Genomic DNA, 15,913 nt, shown 5'->3' on the forward strand with positions numbered 1-15,913 from the left:
ACTACCGCCTCAGAATGCTCCTCATCGGCGGCGGTCTACGACTATGACCCCACGCTCAGGTACGAAGAGCCCGATTCCCCGACCGTGTCGGCGGCCGCGGCGAAGTCGGCCAGCCACTGCGCGGCCACCACGGAGTCCTGCACGAGGCCGAGCGCGTCGGTGACCTCCTCCCACGCCTCCGCGGCAACAGCCGCGTCGTCCCCGAAGGCAGGGGCGACGGCCTCGTGGGCGTAGCGCACCGCCTTGGCACGCTTGCGGTACTCGTGCAGCAGGTGCAGCCGCTGCCCGCCCTCCGCCTCCCGTGCCGCGTCCCGTTCGCGCACCGCGCGGCGCGCGGCCTTCGAGATCAGCTTGGGCAGCACGTCGCGCGCCTCCCTGTGCGCCCGGCCGCGCCACGGGGTGTCGCCCAGGACGTCGAGCAGCGCATCGACCAACCGCAGGTACCGCTGTGAGTCGAGCGTCTCGACGAGCGCGGCATGGCCGGCGTCGTGCCGGGCGTCCACCGCGCGCCGCACCCGTTCGACGACCCTGCCGCGGACCAACTCGTCCGGCAACGCCTCCAGCCGACTGGCGAGGTGCGCACGCATGACCTCGGCGTCACGCGGCACGCTCAGCACGTCCGCGAACCAGGAAAGTTCGTCGCGCAGCGCATCGGTCACGTCGCGATGGAAGAGCCGACGGAACGTGCGCAGCGCGCTCCTCAGGCGGCGCACCGCCACCCGCGCCTTGTGCACCGCGTCCTCCGCGTCGGCCCTGAGGTCGTCGGCGCACCCCAGCAGGGTCGCGGCCTGGAGGCGGAGGTACTGGTGCACCACCACGGCTGCCGGCGCGGAGCCACCCGGGCCCTCGCCTGCCTCCGCCCGCTCCGGGCGGTCACCCAGTGACCAGAGGAGCTTCGACGGCGAGTCCGAGCGGACGACGTCGTGCTCGGCGAAGCGCTCCTCGATCACCTCCAGCAGCGACTCGTCGCCGTCGACCAACTCGACCTCCGCCTCACGCATCGACAGCCCAGCGGGCAGGGCCGTGACGCGGTCGTCGGACAGCAGCGCGGCGACCGACCCGTCGTCGGCCAGCAGCTGGGTCTCGAGGCGCCGCGTGGTGAGGAAGGAGACGGGTACGAGCGCACCCTCGGCGCCCGCGGGCCACGCATCGCCCAGGGCCGTGGCCACCGCGTCGACCAGTTCACCAGGCACCCGACGGTGGCCCGGGGCCTCGTCGAGGTCGGCGTGCACCTCACGCCGGGCACTGCCGCCCTCGGGCAGCTTGAGATGCCACCCGTCGTCGGACCCACCCGTCCGGCGCCGCAGGGTGATGGCATGCCTGGCCAGCAGCAGGTCGAGCGTGTCGTAGTAGACGGCCCGCTGCAGGTACTCGTGGACGGCGCCCGCACGCACGAGCCCGTCCAGCGGCGGCAGTTCGCCGCCCTCCTCGAGCGCGAACTTGACCTCGGTCTCCAGCTGTTCGGCCATCACTCCACGCTACCCCGGTCGCACCCAGCATCTAGGCTGGCGGCATGGAACGTGTGGACCTCGTGTTGCTCAGCCGGGTGCGCGACCTCATCGACCGCGACTACGCCCAGCCGCTCGACGTCCCCCGCCTGGCGCGCGAAGCCCACATGTCCGTGGGGCACTTCCAGCGCTCCTTCAAGGCCGCCTTCGGTGAGACGCCGTACTCGTGGCTGATGACGCGGCGGATCGAGCGGGCCATGACGCTGTTCCGCAACACCGACATGTCAGTCACCGACGTGTGCATGGCGGTGGGCTGTACCTCGCTGGGCTCCTTCAGCAGCAGGTTCACCGAGCTCGTCGGCGAAACGCCCAGCGCATACCGCAGCAGGTCACACCCCGAGCTCGCGGGCATCCCGAGTTGCATCACCAAGCACGCCACCCGCCCGCGGCGCTGAACCGGTCATTTTTCGAGAAGCGCACGGCGCCCGACGCCCCTAGCGTGGTGCCCATGAACGCAACAGCAACCACGTCCCTGGCCATCGCGAACGTCTTCGTCTTCACCAACGACACCGAGGCCTCGCTCACCTTCTACCGCGACACGCTCGGCTGCGCAGTGCACACCGACGTCTCCAACGGCGGCTTCCGCTGGGTCACCCTGACGCCGCCCACCCAACCCGAGATCGAGATCGTCCTGCACAACTACACCGGGGGCGGGCTCCCGCTGACCGACGACGACGCCGAGGCCATGCACGACCTGCTGGCCAAGGGGCTGCTGTCTGCCGTCCTGTTCACCTGCGCCGACGTCGACGCGCTGTTCGAGCACGTGCGCGCCTCCGGAGCCGAGGTGTTGCAGGAGCCCGCCGACCAGTTCTACGGCGTCCGCGACTGCGCGTTCCGCGACCCGGTCGGCAACATGGTGCGGTTCAACCAGCCGCTGCCGGCGGATCGCGTGCCCGCAGCCAACTGGCAGGAGTGAGCGATGTGCTGGCCGGGCAGGCCACGGAGGCGGCCGCCTGAGAGGGGGCCGGTGCCCCCAGTGGGGATCGAACCCACGACCCATGGATTAAAAGTCCACTGCTCTGCCAACTGAGCTATAGGGGCCTGAACAGGATAGCGCCCCTCGGCATGGCACGCTTGTGCACATGCCTTCCTGGCTCTGGTTCGTGATCGTCCTCGGCGTCGGCCTCCTGATCCTCGCGGCCGCCGTGCTGCTCGACCGCCGACAGGCGCGACGCCTGACGGGCGCGGGCGAGCCGGCACCGCGCAGGGGCCACGCCGAGGTCGACACCCACGTGCCCCATTACGTCACGCAGGACGAGATCGACGACCTCCCCTCCCCCGCGGCCGGCCATGGCCGGGAACTCCCGAAGCGGGGCGAGGGGTTCGGCTTCGGGCACGCCCACCCCGATTTCGCCACCAACCCGGATGGCGCGTCCTACGCGCACCCGCTGGTCCTGGTCGTCGACGGTGAACTCACCGCCATGCGAGAGCTCCTCGCACCGCTGAAGTGGGCCACGAGCGAGACGCCGCTCGTCGTCGTCGCGGCAGGCCTCCACCCGGAGGTGCTCGCCACGCTGGCCGCCAACCGTCGCGCCCTGGGCATGCCGGTGCTGGCCGCAGCGGCCAACCGGCGCGACCGCCGCCGGCTCGCGGAACTCACGGGCGCGGAGGAGCTGAGCGTCACCGACCTGCAGGCCGGCTACGTCCCGCACTCGGCGCTGGGCCGGGCGCGGCACTGGTCCAGCACCGGAACCCGCACCTGGGTCGAGGCGGGCTGACCCCGGCCAACCCCGAACCTCAACCTCAAGCCTCAACCTTCAGGTCAACCTCAAGCTCGACTTGAGTCGAGTTCTGCCCTGAACATCTGTGTCACCATCTCAGACCGCAGACACCCCCAACCCTGAGACCTCTCAGCATAACCCCTTGTTGGAGCCCAGACGGCCCCTGAAACTGCCGCCAAATGACGCTGTTGTGTTTCTCATTGTCCACGCGGCGTGTCGCCTTGCAAGTTCTCAGGCAACTCTCAACCTCCATTGTCCGACCTCACCAGTCCTTCCTAATGTCCACCTCACCGGTGGACGTGCCGGGACCGCTCCTGGTCCGGGGAAGCGGCACGTCCTCCCCGCCCCCCCCAGAGACGACGAGGAGAGACGTGAAGAAGGCACTCAAGGGCCTGAGGCTCAGTGCGGCTGCGGTCGGTATCGCCGTCCTGGCGCAAGGGCTCGGAGGATTGGCGCTCGGCCCATCAGCAACCGCCAACGCAGAGATCACCGCGAAGACTCGCGTGCACGTGCGCTCAGAGCCGAGCACCGCCGGCGAGAGCCTCACCGTGCTGAACAGGGGCGACAAGCTGCCTGCGCACGGCTCCAAGGACGGCTGGACCGAGGTCACCTTCAACGGGCAGACCGCCTACGTGGCCAGCGCCTACATCCAGGGCGGCAGCGTGCTCTCCAGCGCGCCCACCGCCATCGTCGCCAACGGCACCACCCAGGGCAGCAAGGGCACCGTCTACTCGACCACCACCCTCAACCTGCGCACCGGCCCCTCGACCAACGACCCCATCGGCACCCGTGTCGAGCGCGCCACCCGCCTGGAGCTGACCGGCACGGTCAGCGGCGAGTTCGCGCAGGTCACCCACAAGGGGAAGACCTACTGGGCGGCCGCCCGCTACCTGAGCGACACCGCCGCCTCGGCCCTGTCGTCGCTGCCGATGGCCACGGGCAAGGCCCGCGGCACCACGGCGCTGATGGTGCGCTCCTCACCCAAGGCGGAGTACATCAACTTCGGCGACGCCCCGGCCGGCACGATCTTCGACACCACCGGCAAGACCTCCAACGGCATGTCGCAGGTCATCCACAACGGCGCCGTCCGGTGGGTCAACTCGAAGTACCTCACCGCGATCTCCCTGAAGGCCAACGCCCCGGCGGCCCCGTCGACCCCGAAGACCTCCACCCGCTACGCCACCACCGTGCTCAACATCTGGGCGGCCAGCACCGGCTCGCGCTACAACGGCGAGATCCCGCGCGGCGGCGAGCTGCAGGTGACCGGCATCGTCGAGAACGGCCGCGCGCAGATCGTGCACAACGGCGAACTGCGCTGGGTCACCGCCCGCTACGTGGCCAACACCCCGCCGTCGACCGGCGGCGCGTCGGGCGGCAACAGCGGCGACATCAACAAGGGCTACTCCTCCGGCCTGGAGAAGACCAACGCCAACGTGCAGGCGATCGCCTGGGACGTGTGGGCACGCTTCCCACAGATCAAGACGCAGTACGGCTGGCGTCGCGACGTCACGCCCGACCACCCGGCCGGCCGCGCCGTCGACGTGATGATCCCCAGCTACAAGTCCAACCAGGCCCTCGGCTGGGAGATCGCGAACTACTACCGCGCCAACGCGAAGAAGTTCAACATCAACTACATCATCTTCGGTCAGAAGATCTGGTCCGTGGCACGCAACGACGAGGGCTGGCGCGCGATGGCCTCCCGCGGCAACGACACCGCCAACCACTACGACCACGTCCACATCAACACCTACGGCTGATCAGCGGGGGCCCCTCAGCACGGTTTGCTTGAGGGGCCCCCGTCTGGCAAAATTCTCCGAGCTAGGTCCCCATCGTCTAGCGGCCTAGGACCCCGCCCTTTCACGGCGGTAGCACGGGTTCGAATCCCGTTGGGGATGCGAGGCCTCCAGATCTCGATCTGGGAGCAAACCGGTAATGACAACGGGTTCAGCCCGATGTGACAACCAGCAGGAAGTCACGCTATAGTTACCGGGCTGGTGCAGCCAGCAAGGCCGGGAAACCGGTCAGGTCAAGAAATTGGCCCCGTAGCGCAGTTGGTTAGCGCGCCGCCCTGTCACGGCGGAGGTCGCGGGTTCGAGTCCCGTCGGGGTCGCTGGTATGGCGGAAACGCCAGGCCAATCGGCCAGGTAGCTCAGTTGGTACGAGCGTCCGCCTGAAAAGTGGAAGGTCGCCGGTTCGATCCCGGCCCTGGCCACCACCCCCCTCGCTGCTGCGGGGGTTTTTCTTTTCCTGGCCCCACGCGGCCTCGCCGAGTGTTCACCCACAGCAGTTGAGGGTAGACCACGCGCGCGCACTGCATGTACCGTGCAGCATCGGCGCAAAACCGCCCTCCCCACTTGGGGATGACCCCATGAAAGGGGACAGAGCTACCGTGTTCCCCGCTGCGGCGGGGCTTACCTCACATCTTGGACAATATGAAAGGGGAAAGAGCGCGAGATCGATTTGTGTGCTATGGTGATCCCGAAAGCCATTCAGGTACCGGGGGGGACCATGAAGCAAAGCCAACCAGCAGCCAGCGACAATTTCGGGGATACGCCCGAACCGCTGGCCCTGAGCAGCCAATTGCTCGCGGTCTGGGCGAAATCTCGAGGGCTCACCGACTGGCTTCCGTTGGCGCAGCACGCGCTGGATTCACTGTCGGTGGCGGGGCGGCTCTTCGACGCGTGGCTCAGCACTCAGGTGAAGCAGCGCTGGATGGAACGAGGGCTCGATCCCGAAACGATGCGCGTCATCGCGTTGTTTCTGTGCTCCGCCCACGATGTGGGCAAGGCCTCCCCCGCCTTTGTCGCCCAGCATGCGACGCTCGCAGAGCGTGCAACCGCGGCCGGGCTGACCTGCCGCCCGATGGAGGAACTCCGGGATGACCGCAGAGCACTTCCCCATTCGTTGATCAGCCAATACGCCCTGCGCAACTGGCTAACAGATCGAGGGGTTGCGCGCGAGCAGGCCACCGCACTGGCTTCCGTCGTTGGCGCACATCACGGGAGGCCGGTGACACGCAACCTGATGGCCGAGGCCGCCAACCGACCCAACGGTGTGGGCGATGAAGCTTGGACACGCGTCCGCAACGAGATGCTGGAGTGGCTCGCGACTGCAACGGGCTTCGACCTTCTCCTGCTGCCAGGTCTGCCCGTGCTCGAGTTGCCGGTGCTGGTCGAGTTGTCGGGGTTCGTCATCGTGGCGGACTGGCTCGCCTCGAATACACAACTCTTTCCCCTGCGGCCCACTGAAATGGACGGCTCGCCCGAACCGGACATGGCTGAACGGGGAAACAGAGGCTGGAACGAGATCGCGATGCCGCCCCCATGGGAGCCGCCACCTACAGATCTGCCTGCCGCTGATCTGTACCGCCAGCGATTCGGATGGGCTCCCTCCGCCAGTCCCCGTGCCGTTCAGCTGGCCGCAGTGGATGCAGCGCGCGCCACCGACGTCGGGATGCTTTTCATCGAGACGACCCCCGGAGACGGAAAGACCGAGGCCGCGCTCGCCGTGGCGGAAATCCTCGCTGCACGGCGTGGCAGCCAGGGGATCCTGTTCGCCCTGCCCACGCAGGCCACCACCAACGCCATGTTCGAACGAGTAGCGACGTGGATCGAACTGCAGCCCCAACGCCCCGCCGAGATAGGCGCATGGGCGCTCACCTTGGCCCATGGCAAGGCACGGCTCAATCAGGCCTACGCCCAACTCATGGAGGACTTCGCCGACTTCGAACGCAGGCAACCCACCACCCAGGACAGCTCAGGCATCAGCGACGAAGCGGAGGCCGCCGGCGCGTTGGAGCTCTGCAACTCGGTGGTGCACCAGTGGTTCCTGAGCGCCAAACGACGGCTACTCTCCAACTTCGCCGTCGTGACCATCGACCAACTCCTCATGTCGGCTCTCCAGCGCAAACACCTCATGCTCGCCCATGTCGCCCTCGCAGGGAAGGTAGTCATCATCGACGAGGCCCACGCCAGCGACGAGTACATGAACACCTATCTGGACTCGGTACTCAGCTGGCTGGGGACATACGGCACGCCCGTCATCGTCCTGTCAGCCACCCTGACCGCTGAACGGCGCAACGCCATGATGCTGGCCTACGCCCCCCACCGCGCTGACGAGATCGCCCAGTTCCAACAAGACCCCGCTGCCTATCCGCTGCTGACCACGCTCCCTCGAGACGACGCACCCATCACCTCGAAACAGGTGGTTGGCCGCCACCTTTCCCGGGACATCATCTGGTCATGGCATCCGACTGAGCTCGGCGGGCTGGTTGCCAGCGTGCGCGGCCAGATCGCCGAGGGAGGCTGCGCGCTGGTCATCCGCAACACTGTGCGGGACGCGCAGGACACGGCGGCGGCGCTGGCCCAGGCCGGCGTCGACACCCGGCTGGCCCATGCTGGATTCATCGCCCGAGACAGGGCCGACATCGATGCGGACTTGCTGGCGGACTTCGGGCGCGACGGCAGCAACCGCCCATTCCAGTCGGTCGTGGTGGCAACCCAAGTGGTCGAACAGAGTCTGGACATCGATTTCGACGTCCTGTTCACCGATTTGGCGCCCATGGACCTCCTGCTGCAGCGCGCGGGACGGATGCACCGCCACCCCCGGCCTCGCCCGCCACACTTGAGGGAGGCCCGCGCATTCCTCCTCGCCGACGCCGGCGTCAACGACATGCCCACTCCCACGGGAGGCTCAACAGCGGTCTACGGAGCCCATCTCCTTCTCCGCACGGCAGCGACGTTGGCTGATCATGGCTCAGTCATCACCCTCCCCGACGACATCTCCCCATTGGTGCAACGTGCTCTGGGCCAGGAGGATATCGGCCCGGAGGACTGGAAACCGGCGCTGGAAGCGGCAGCTGCCACCCACCATCGACTTCTCCACGAACAGAAGAAGAAGGCCAGCCAATGGGTGCTCGAGCCGTGGGATCAGGCCGACGCTCAGTACCGCGCAGAAATGGGGGCATGGCTGCCACTGGCCAACGACCCGCCTGAGACGCAGATGCAGGCAACTGTCCGAGACATCGATCCCACACTCGAGGTCATCATCGTGCCTCTGACGCCGGACGGCGCCGCGGCAATCCGGCCCCCTTGGCTGACTGAAGACCCGGAGGGAACCGAGACGCTGGACACCTCCAGCTTGCCGACAGATGACCTGGCGCGGGAAATCGCCACGTGGTCCGTGCGACTTCCCGCGAGGGTGACGCGGTTCAAGCTCGACGGCCTGGTCAACGCTCTCGACGGGCTTCCAGAGACACGGCGTTGGATATGGCGTCGGCATCCCCTACTGAAAGGGGAACTGTTCCTACCGATGAAACAACAAGATGAGGGGGGTTCCACGTTGGTCACCGAGATCGCTGCAGGCACCACGAGCACGTTCCTGCGCTACACACCTGACCGGGGTTTGGAGGTGGTTGAGTCATGAGTTTCGACCTTCTCGAAGAGGCATGGATTCCGGTGAGCTTCTCCGATGGCGAGTCCGTCGACCTTTCCCTGCGCCGAATCTTCAGACAGGCAGACAAGATCCGCAGAATCAGCTGTGACCTCCCAACCCAGTCCTTCGCCGTGCTGCGAGTGCTTCTGGCAATCGCTCACGACGCCATCGGCTTCCGAAGCCCGGACAGCATTATTCGCGCCGCTGAACAGGGGCTCGACACCGACGCGATCGACAGCTACCTCGACCGCTATTCCGACCGGTTCGACCTCTTCCACCCCACGAGGCCCTTCATGCAGGTCGCAACTCTGCGCACTGCCAAGGGAGAGGTCTCCGGATTGGAGAAGCTCATCAGCGACGTCCCCAACCGTGAGCAATTCCTGACGGTGCGCGCCGGCCGTGGGCTCGAGGTGATCACGGCCGCAGATGCTGCTCGTTGGCTGATCCACTGTCAGGCGTTTGATCCAGCCGGCATCCGCTCGGGTGCGGTGGGCGACCCTGAAGCCTCAGGAGGGCGGGGCTACCCGATCGGCCCGGCGTGGGCGGGCCAGATCGGCGGCGTGATCCTTCACGGCCGGAGCCTGGCGGAGACGATCGTCTACAACCTCGCACCCACCCGGAGCAATCCCGATGACCGTCCGGTGTGGGCCCTTGATGAGCCTCACACCCAGCTTCGCGAAATGGAGCCGGAGATACCCGGTCCGCTGACTGTGCTCACCTGGCAGTCCCGAAGGATCAGGCTGGCAGGTGACCGCGATGGTGTCACCGGAGTGGTACTCGCCCAAGGCGACAAGATGACTCCGCAGAACCGCCGAAACGTCGAGCACATGACCAGTTGGAGGTTCTCGGAGCCTCAAACCAAGAAGCATGGGATCGATGTCTACATGCCGATGAAGCACGACCCGGAGCGTTCCGGTTGGAGAGGCGCCCCGCATCTCATCCAGCGTGGCTTGGAACGGGATGGCCGGTTCCAGACCCTACCGTCGGCGACCATCGAGAACCTTTCCGTGCTGCAGGAACAACTGAGGTCACACCACAAGGTGCAGGTGGAGATCGTCGGCATCGACTACGGCCCGCAAGAAGCAACCGTGGCAGAGCTCGTCCACGACCAGCTGGACCTTCAGGTCGCACTGCTGGGAACGCAGGGAGCGGCCGTCCGAACGATGGTGAACGACGCCGTTGGCCTCGCGAACGACTGCGTGTATGCACTCGGTCGCCTCGCCGGCAATCTAGCCGCGGCATCGGGCGACTTCGACGGGATCGATGGGGCCCAGAACCGTGCGAAACTCACCGCCTGGTCGATGCTGGATGCGCCGGCCCGAGATTGGTTGGCGAGCCTCAACGCAGACACCGACACCATCGAGGCGAAGCGCGAATGGTCACGGGAGATCCGCCTCCGGCTGGAGGAGTTGGCCCGGGAACTTGTCAACGGGTGCAGCCCGGCGGCCGTCATCGGCAGGAAGACGAAGCACGGGTTTCTGACTGCCTCGAAGGCCGAGGCCTTCTTCCATCACGCGCTCAGGAAAGAACTGCCGCTCGCGTACGAAACAACACCAAGGAGCTCTCATGAACGGTGAGAAATTCGATCTCGCACGCTTCGTCAACAGCCGAATCTACAGATTGGTGGGCAGCCAGCCGGGCCAGTTGTCGCCAACCGGGAGGGCACTCCTCGCGCAGCTCCGCCAAGCGGCGAACGCCGAGCCTGGGACGGTGCCAGCGGTCTGGACCATCACGACGGAAGGCCTTCCCGACTATCTGGGGGAGGTTCTCTACCGCCGCACTGAGACCGCCGTCCATGTCGCACTCACACAGTTTGCGCTGCATCAACAGTCCCGCAGGTCCGTAATGCACAGTACGCGTCAACGGTTTGGGACCGCAGTACGTCGCCTCGCCAACAAACAGGCCGGCCACGACCAAGACCCACACGAGACGCCCGTCTACCGCAGGTTCTCCGCGATGTTGAACTCCACGACGCTTCCGGCACTCCTCGCCCATTCGCGTGGAATCATCCCTCAGTTGAGGGATGAGGAGATTCCGTTCGACTACGGCGCCTACGCACAGGACATCTTCTGGTTCCTGACCCCCGGCCGCGCCACCGAGGTGCGCCGCAGGTGGGGTAGAGACTTCCACCGCAACACCGCTGATACCGCTGATACCGAGATTTCAACTCACGACGCCGAAGGAGCCATCCAGTGACCACCTACATCGAGATCCACGCTCTCCACTCCGTGCCCCCGTCCAACCTGAACCGGGACGACTCCGGTGCCCCCAAGACTGCATTGTATGGCGGGGTCCTCCGCCACCGGGTATCCAGCCAGTCGTGGAAGCACGCGATCCGCAAGGATTTCAACGAAGTGCTCGATCCCACTGAGATCGGCACCCGCAGTCGCATGCTGGCCTCGACGATCGGGGAGCTCATCACCGAACAGCGGCCCGAGCTGGCCGATCGCGCCCTTGATCTTGCTGCGGACGCCATGGAGGCGGCCGGCTTCAAGCGCCCCGTTCCCCAGAAGCGAAGCAAGGCAGAGATCGACAAGCCGGAGACCGGCTACCTGGTCTTCCTGTCGCAGCTGCAACTGCAGTCGCTCGCCAGCGCTGCTGCCGCGGCCAGTGGTGAGTCCGATCCCAAGGCCGCTATGAAGGCCGCGAAGGTCAAGGGACTCGTTGACGCCGACAACTCCGTCGACATCGCCCTCTTCGGCCGGATGGTGGCCGACTCAACTGACCTCAATGTCGATGCCGCGTGCCAGATCGCGCACGCCATCAGCGTGCACGAAGCGACTCCGGAGTACGACTTCTACACCGCAGTCGACGACGCCAAGAGCCGTTCCGAGGACGAGGAAGACTCCGGCGCAGGCATGATGGGCACGGTCGGCTTCGTCTCGTCGACGCTGTACCGCTACGCCGCGCTGAACGTCGATCAGCTGCGAGCCAACCTCGGGCCGGACGAAGCGGTCAGGAAGGCTGTGGACGTATTCCTCCGCAGCTTCTTCGCAGCCATGCCCGGTGGCAAGCAGAACACCTTCGCTCACGGCACCCGCCCCACTGCCGTGATGGTCACCGTCGGGACCGGCCAGCCCACCAGCTTGGTGGGCGCCTTCGAGAGCCCCATCCGCGCCAATGATGGCTACACGAAGCCAGCCGTCCGTGCGCTGGCAACACACGCCAGGGAGGTGTTCGAGACATGGCGACAGCCGCAGCAGGTGCTCGTCTCGGGTCTGGAAAGTGACATCACACCGCTGAAGGACCTCGGCGATGCGGTGTCGATCAACGACCTGGTCACGCGCACCATTTCCTCTGCAGTGGGCGACGCATGAGCGTTCTGAGACTCCGGCTCGCCGGTCCCCTGCAGAGTTGGGGCGCGTCAAGCCGGTTCACCAGACGAACGACCGAGTCCGCCCCCACGAAGAGCGGGCTGCTGGGGCTTCTCGCTGCAGCCCAGGGTCGGAGGCGAAGCGACCCGATTGAGGATCTCTTGGGACTTGAGCTGGCAGTGCGCACCGAACAGCAGGGCGTCCTCCTCAGCGACTTCCAAACTGCTCACCACCGTATCCGTGGCACGGCAATGCCCCTCACATATCGGCACTACTGGAGCGATGCCGTGTTCACCGCGCACATCGGCGGACCGAGGGAAGTGCTGGAGGGGCTACATGAAGCCTTGGCCGATCCGCGATTCCCTCTGTATTTCGGGCGCCGCTCCTGCGTCCCTGAGGGACGAGTGGCGCTCGGCGTCTTCGATGGATCAGTTTCCGACTCGGTGCGCGACTGCCAGTGGTATCCGGGGCGCACGGCTTTGCAAAAGGCCCGCCGATCCAGAGAATCCGCCGTGCACCTGCTGGTGCAGGCAGATCATTCGGCCTTCCCAGACTTGCCTGCCGGCCAGGAGTTGAACGACGTGCCCATCTCATTCAACCCCGAGCACAGGCAGTACCGAAGCCGCGCCGTGGTGAACCTTCGAGTGCGGGTGGAGACGGGCATCGACCCTGTCCCGGGTAGCACCCATGATCCCTTCGAAGCCATTGGTGGTGCGTGATGTACCTGACGCGGATCTATATCAACGCGCGCCGGCAGGGGGCCAAGAAGTTATTGGGGTCACCGCAGGCGATGCACGCAGCGGTTCTCAGCGGCTTTCCTCCGGGTGCTGACTCGGGCCGCGCCCTGTGGCGTGTCGATTCCGATGACCGGCTGAGACCCGCACTCTTTGTGGTGAGCAGAGATCAACCCGACCTCACCCATATTGAGGAACAGGCTGGCTGGCCGAGCCTACCGACGGCGCATTCCACCATTTACTCCGGCTTCCTTGCTTCGCTCGAACCCACCCAGAAGTGGGCTTTCCGTCTGACGGCCAACCCGACGCACCGAGCCACCATCAACGGGAAATCCAAGGTGATGGCACACGTCACAGTGGCCCAGCAGGTCGCTTGGCTCGCTGAACGCCAGGAGCTGCTGGGGGTTTCTTTCGGCACAGAGACACTGCCATCCTTCACCCTCACTCATCGCGAGGTGCGCCAGTTCAAGCGAGCGGATCAGACAGTCACCCTCGGTCTCGCGTCATTCGAGGGGATATTGACAGTGGTGGACCCGCAGAAACTGCGTGGTGCGCTGACTGAGGGCATCGGCAGGGCCAAGGCTTACGGCTGCGGCCTGATGACCTTGGCGAATCCATGAACAAGGGTGCAGCACCCCCAGAATCGCAGCAGCTGGTCCGGGTGGAGGACAGGGTCACCTTCCTCCACCTGGAGCGCTGCACCATCAGCCGCGACGCGAACGCGATCACCGCGACCTTCAAGGACGGCACAGTTCATGTTCCAGCGGCAGGGATCGCGGCCGTCCTCCTCGGTCCCGGCACACGCGTCACCCATCACGCCATGATGCTGATGGCGACGTGTGGGGTAACGGTCGTGTGGGTGGGGGAAGAAGGCGTTCGCTACTACGCCCACGGGTCGCCGCTCGCGAAATCGACCCGGCTCCTCGAGGCTCAGTCTGCTGCAGTGTCAAACACCAGGCGGCGACTCGCTGTGGCTCGCGCCATGTACGAGCAGCGCTTTCCAGACGAGGTTGTTACAGGTCTGACCATGCAGCAGCTTCGCGGAAGAGAAGGTGCACGAGTTCGCTCACTCTATCGGCAGCACGCTACCCGGACGGGGGTTGAGTGGCGAAGGCGGGACTACGACCCAGAGAACTTCACCGACTCCGACGCGATCAATCAAGCCCTCTCGGCCGCGCACTCCTGCCTCTACGGGGTGGTGCACGCGGTCGTCACTTCCTTGGGCTGCTCCCCCGGCCTGGGTTTCGTCCATACAGGACATTCGAGGGCATTCGTTTACGACATCGCTGACCTGTACAAGGCCGACATCACTATCCCCATTGCATTCGATGTGGTGGCTGAGGGGTCGCTTGACGTCAGCGGCGATACGCGTCGACGCGTCCGTGACATGATGCGCAGCAGTCAAGTCCTTCAGCGTTGCGTCAAAGACATTCGCATGCTCCTCCAAGACGAGTCCGACGATTCTTTTGAGGTCGACGTGATCCATCTGTGGGACAACCAGAGTGGGCTGGTCAGCGGCGGAGTCGACTACAGCGAGGTCGACTTTTGATTACCATAGTTCTGAGTAAAGTCCCCCAGGGGCTGCGCGGTCACCTGACCAAATGGCTCATGGAGGTGGCCCCTGGAGTCTTCGTAGGGCGTGTCTCTTCCCGAGTCCGCGACGAATTGTGGCGGATCGTGCTCGGCGGACTTGAGGGGGGCACGGCAGTGATGGTCGCCGGCGCCCGAACCGAGCAAGGTTTTGACATCCGAAATGCAGGCCATCGTTGGGAACCCGTTGATCTCGACGGATTTATCGCGCTAAAGCGACCACCTGCCAACGACGTGACAGCACCCGAGGTCAAGGGCGTAGTCCCGCGCGCAGCCCGATTCCGCCGCGTCCGCCCGCGGGGGCAAACCGACTGAGATCGGCCAAGCCCGGCGGTATATTACGTTGTCAGTAAGTGTGCTCCCCGCTCACGCGGGGATGATCCGCACCACCGCAGCCAAGGACTTCATGGCCGAAGGTGCTCCCCGCTCACGCGGGGATGATCCCGTATTTTCTGCGGGTATCCAGTTGGGTTTGCGGTGCTCCCCGCTCACGCGGGGATGATCCGCTCGGCTCACAGCTCAACACGCGCACGGGCCAGTGCTCCCCGCTCACGCGGGGATGATCCCGATAGCCCAGTCAGAGTCGTCACCATCGACGGGTGCTCCCCGCTCACGCGGGGATGATCCCATCAACGAGGAGACCATCATCTCCGCCGCCACGTGCTCCCCGCTCACGCGGGGATGATCCGGCCCGTGAGCCCGGCGCCGACCCGTACTACGCCGTGCTCCCCGCTCACGCGGGGATGATCCGCCGTCGGACGCGGCGTTCTCCACGGCCGTGCCGTGCTCCCCGCTCACGCGGGGATGATCCCGCAACGCAGATCAACAAGCTCATCGCCCGCCGGTGCTCCCCGCTCACGCGGGGATGATCCCCCCTGCCGCATCAAGGGCGGGGGCAGGCCAGCGTGCTCCCCGCTCACGCGGGGATGATCCCATGCGGCAGGCGTAGTCGAGCGAGTTGCTTTCGTGCTCCCCGCTCACGCGGGGATGATCCGGCCATCGTCACCGAGATGATGCGCGAGATGCCGTGCTCCCCGCTCACGCGGGGATGATCCCTCCTCCCGCGACCGGTAGTTGCGACGTTCCACGTGCTCCCCGCTCACGCGGGGATGATCCCGCGACGGAACGCCTGGCTGAGCTGGACCGGCAGTGCTCCCCGCTCACGCGGGGATGATCCGTCCGCGCCACTGCCGGAGTTCGTGGTCGGCGTGTGCTCCCCGCTCACGCGGGGATGATCCTTCCGTTGCGTGTCCACGCGATCCCATATGGCGGTGCTCCCCGCTCACGCGGGGATGATCCCGCCGCTACAACCAGCAGACCTCCGCGTGGGAGGTGCTCCCCGCTCACGCGGGGATGATCCGCCACCCGCGCCGTCGAGGCCCGCACCACCGCCGTGCTCCCCGCTCACGCGGGGATGATCCGTAGTCGACCACTGAGGCCGGGGGGTGCATTGGGTGCTCCCCGCTCACGCGGGGATGATCCGGTGGCGGGATCGACGACTCGCGCGATGAGTTTGGTGCTCCCCGCTCACGCGGGGATGATGGCTCTTCGTACCTGAGCGTGGGGTGAGCGGGGATCCGATGGCGGGCGTGTCGGCGGGGTGAAGGGGGTCG

Annotated in this window: 13 protein-coding genes, 4 tRNA genes and 1 CRISPR repeat array; of the genes, 15 read left to right on the top strand and 2 right to left on the bottom strand. The window is 66.1% G+C overall.

Going from position 1 to position 15,913, the window contains the following annotated elements:
• Positions 1 to 41: 41 nt before the first annotated feature.
• The gene (locus ABEA30_RS10190; RefSeq protein ID WP_345582469.1) at positions 42 to 1,469 is read right to left on the bottom strand and encodes a CYTH and CHAD domain-containing protein; all 1,428 of its coding nucleotides are present in this window, start codon (positions 1,467 to 1,469) and stop codon (positions 42 to 44) included.
• Between the two features lie 44 nt (positions 1,470 to 1,513).
• On the opposite strand from ABEA30_RS10190, the gene ABEA30_RS10195 reads away from it, so the two are divergent.
• Both ABEA30_RS10195 and ABEA30_RS10200 read left to right on the top strand, forming a co-directional pair.
• Entirely contained in the window at positions 1,514 to 1,903 is a 390-nt protein-coding gene (locus tag ABEA30_RS10195) for a helix-turn-helix transcriptional regulator (protein WP_345582471.1), read from the top strand.
• Positions 1,904 to 1,956: 53 nt separating this feature from the next.
• Positions 1,957 to 2,424 (top strand): VOC family protein, encoded by a 468-nt coding sequence (locus tag ABEA30_RS10200; RefSeq protein ID WP_345582473.1) that lies wholly within the window; start codon positions 1,957 to 1,959, stop codon positions 2,422 to 2,424.
• A 52-nt stretch (positions 2,425 to 2,476) separates the two neighbouring features.
• Here ABEA30_RS10200 and ABEA30_RS10205 read toward each other — a convergent pair.
• Positions 2,477 to 2,549 (bottom strand) — tRNA-Lys (locus ABEA30_RS10205).
• Between the two features lie 41 nt (positions 2,550 to 2,590).
• Here ABEA30_RS10205 and ABEA30_RS10210 point away from each other — a divergent pair.
• The 13 genes from ABEA30_RS10210 (at position 2,591) to cas2e (ending at position 14,615) form a co-directional block, all read left to right on the top strand.
• The gene (locus ABEA30_RS10210) at positions 2,591 to 3,226 is read left to right on the top strand and encodes a hypothetical protein (RefSeq protein ID WP_345582475.1); all 636 of its coding nucleotides are present in this window, start codon (positions 2,591 to 2,593) and stop codon (positions 3,224 to 3,226) included.
• A gap of 374 nt (positions 3,227 to 3,600) precedes the next feature.
• Complete coding sequence (locus ABEA30_RS10215; RefSeq protein WP_345582477.1) at positions 3,601 to 4,986, top strand: SH3 domain-containing protein; 1,386 nt, start codon at positions 3,601 to 3,603, stop codon at positions 4,984 to 4,986.
• A gap of 65 nt (positions 4,987 to 5,051) precedes the next feature.
• A tRNA-Glu gene (locus ABEA30_RS10220) sits at positions 5,052 to 5,124 on the top strand.
• Between the two features lie 141 nt (positions 5,125 to 5,265).
• Positions 5,266 to 5,339: transfer RNA gene (locus ABEA30_RS10225), tRNA-Asp, on the top strand.
• A 28-nt stretch (positions 5,340 to 5,367) separates the two neighbouring features.
• A tRNA-Phe gene (locus ABEA30_RS10230) sits at positions 5,368 to 5,444 on the top strand.
• A 254-nt stretch (positions 5,445 to 5,698) separates the two neighbouring features.
• Positions 5,699 to 8,653 carry a CRISPR-associated helicase Cas3' gene (cas3, locus tag ABEA30_RS10235; protein ID WP_345582479.1) on the top strand — a complete coding sequence of 985 codons (2,955 nt, stop codon included), beginning with the start codon at positions 5,699 to 5,701 and terminating at the stop codon, positions 8,651 to 8,653.
• Complete coding sequence (casA, locus tag ABEA30_RS10240; RefSeq protein ID WP_345582481.1) at positions 8,650 to 10,239, top strand: type I-E CRISPR-associated protein Cse1/CasA; 1,590 nt, start codon at positions 8,650 to 8,652, stop codon at positions 10,237 to 10,239. Before cas3 ends, casA begins: the two co-directional genes overlap by 4 nt.
• Positions 10,229 to 10,858: a type I-E CRISPR-associated protein Cse2/CasB gene (gene casB / locus ABEA30_RS10245; RefSeq protein WP_345582483.1), complete on the top strand. Its 630-nt coding sequence runs from the start codon at positions 10,229 to 10,231 to the stop codon at positions 10,856 to 10,858. The genes casA and casB overlap by 11 nt, the downstream gene beginning before the upstream one ends.
• Positions 10,855 to 11,979, top strand: a complete 1,125-nt coding sequence (gene cas7e, locus ABEA30_RS10250; protein WP_345582485.1) for a type I-E CRISPR-associated protein Cas7/Cse4/CasC — start codon at positions 10,855 to 10,857, stop codon at positions 11,977 to 11,979. The genes casB and cas7e overlap by 4 nt, the downstream gene beginning before the upstream one ends.
• Positions 11,976 to 12,695 (top strand): type I-E CRISPR-associated protein Cas5/CasD, encoded by a 720-nt coding sequence (gene cas5e, locus ABEA30_RS10255; RefSeq protein ID WP_345582487.1) that lies wholly within the window; start codon positions 11,976 to 11,978, stop codon positions 12,693 to 12,695. The genes cas7e and cas5e overlap by 4 nt, the downstream gene beginning before the upstream one ends.
• On the top strand, positions 12,695 to 13,330 hold the full coding sequence (cas6e, locus tag ABEA30_RS10260; protein ID WP_345582489.1) for a type I-E CRISPR-associated protein Cas6/Cse3/CasE: 636 nt from the start codon (positions 12,695 to 12,697) through the stop codon (positions 13,328 to 13,330). Before cas5e ends, cas6e begins: the two co-directional genes overlap by 1 nt.
• Positions 13,327 to 14,259 carry a type I-E CRISPR-associated endonuclease Cas1e gene (cas1e, locus tag ABEA30_RS10265; RefSeq protein WP_345582491.1) on the top strand — a complete coding sequence of 311 codons (933 nt, stop codon included), beginning with the start codon at positions 13,327 to 13,329 and terminating at the stop codon, positions 14,257 to 14,259. Before cas6e ends, cas1e begins: the two co-directional genes overlap by 4 nt.
• Entirely contained in the window at positions 14,199 to 14,615 is a 417-nt protein-coding gene (gene cas2e, locus ABEA30_RS10270) for a type I-E CRISPR-associated endoribonuclease Cas2e (protein WP_345582493.1), read from the top strand. Before cas1e ends, cas2e begins: the two co-directional genes overlap by 61 nt.
• A gap of 40 nt (positions 14,616 to 14,655) precedes the next feature.
• Positions 14,656 to 15,844: direct repeats of the CRISPR family, unit length 28 nt; unit sequence GTGCTCCCCGCTCACGCGGGGATGATCC.
• The last annotated feature ends 69 nt before the right edge of the window (positions 15,845 to 15,913 follow it).

Source organism: Tessaracoccus lubricantis, assembly GCF_039544535.1.
In the GTDB taxonomy this organism is placed as follows: Bacteria; Actinomycetota; Actinomycetes; order Propionibacteriales; family Propionibacteriaceae; genus Arachnia; species Arachnia lubricantis.

Excerpts from the sequence above, each read along its gene's own strand:
- ABEA30_RS10190 (WP_345582469.1), bottom strand. The coding sequence starts at position 1,469 with ATGGCCGAACAGCTGGAGACCGAGGTCAAGTTCGCGCTCGAGGAGGGC.
- ABEA30_RS10195 (WP_345582471.1), top strand. The coding sequence starts at position 1,514 with ATGGAACGTGTGGACCTCGTGTTGCTCAGCCGGGTGCGCGACCTCATC.
- ABEA30_RS10200 (WP_345582473.1), top strand. The coding sequence starts at position 1,957 with ATGAACGCAACAGCAACCACGTCCCTGGCCATCGCGAACGTCTTCGTC.
- ABEA30_RS10210 (WP_345582475.1), top strand. The coding sequence starts at position 2,591 with ATGCCTTCCTGGCTCTGGTTCGTGATCGTCCTCGGCGTCGGCCTCCTG.
- cas3 (WP_345582479.1), top strand. The coding sequence starts at position 5,699 with ATGGTGATCCCGAAAGCCATTCAGGTACCGGGGGGGACCATGAAGCAA.
- casA (WP_345582481.1), top strand. The coding sequence starts at position 8,650 with ATGAGTTTCGACCTTCTCGAAGAGGCATGGATTCCGGTGAGCTTCTCC.
- casB (WP_345582483.1), top strand. The coding sequence starts at position 10,229 with ATGAACGGTGAGAAATTCGATCTCGCACGCTTCGTCAACAGCCGAATC.
- cas5e (WP_345582487.1), top strand. The coding sequence starts at position 11,976 with ATGAGCGTTCTGAGACTCCGGCTCGCCGGTCCCCTGCAGAGTTGGGGC.
- cas6e (WP_345582489.1), top strand. The coding sequence starts at position 12,695 with ATGTACCTGACGCGGATCTATATCAACGCGCGCCGGCAGGGGGCCAAG.
- cas1e (WP_345582491.1), top strand. The coding sequence starts at position 13,327 with ATGAACAAGGGTGCAGCACCCCCAGAATCGCAGCAGCTGGTCCGGGTG.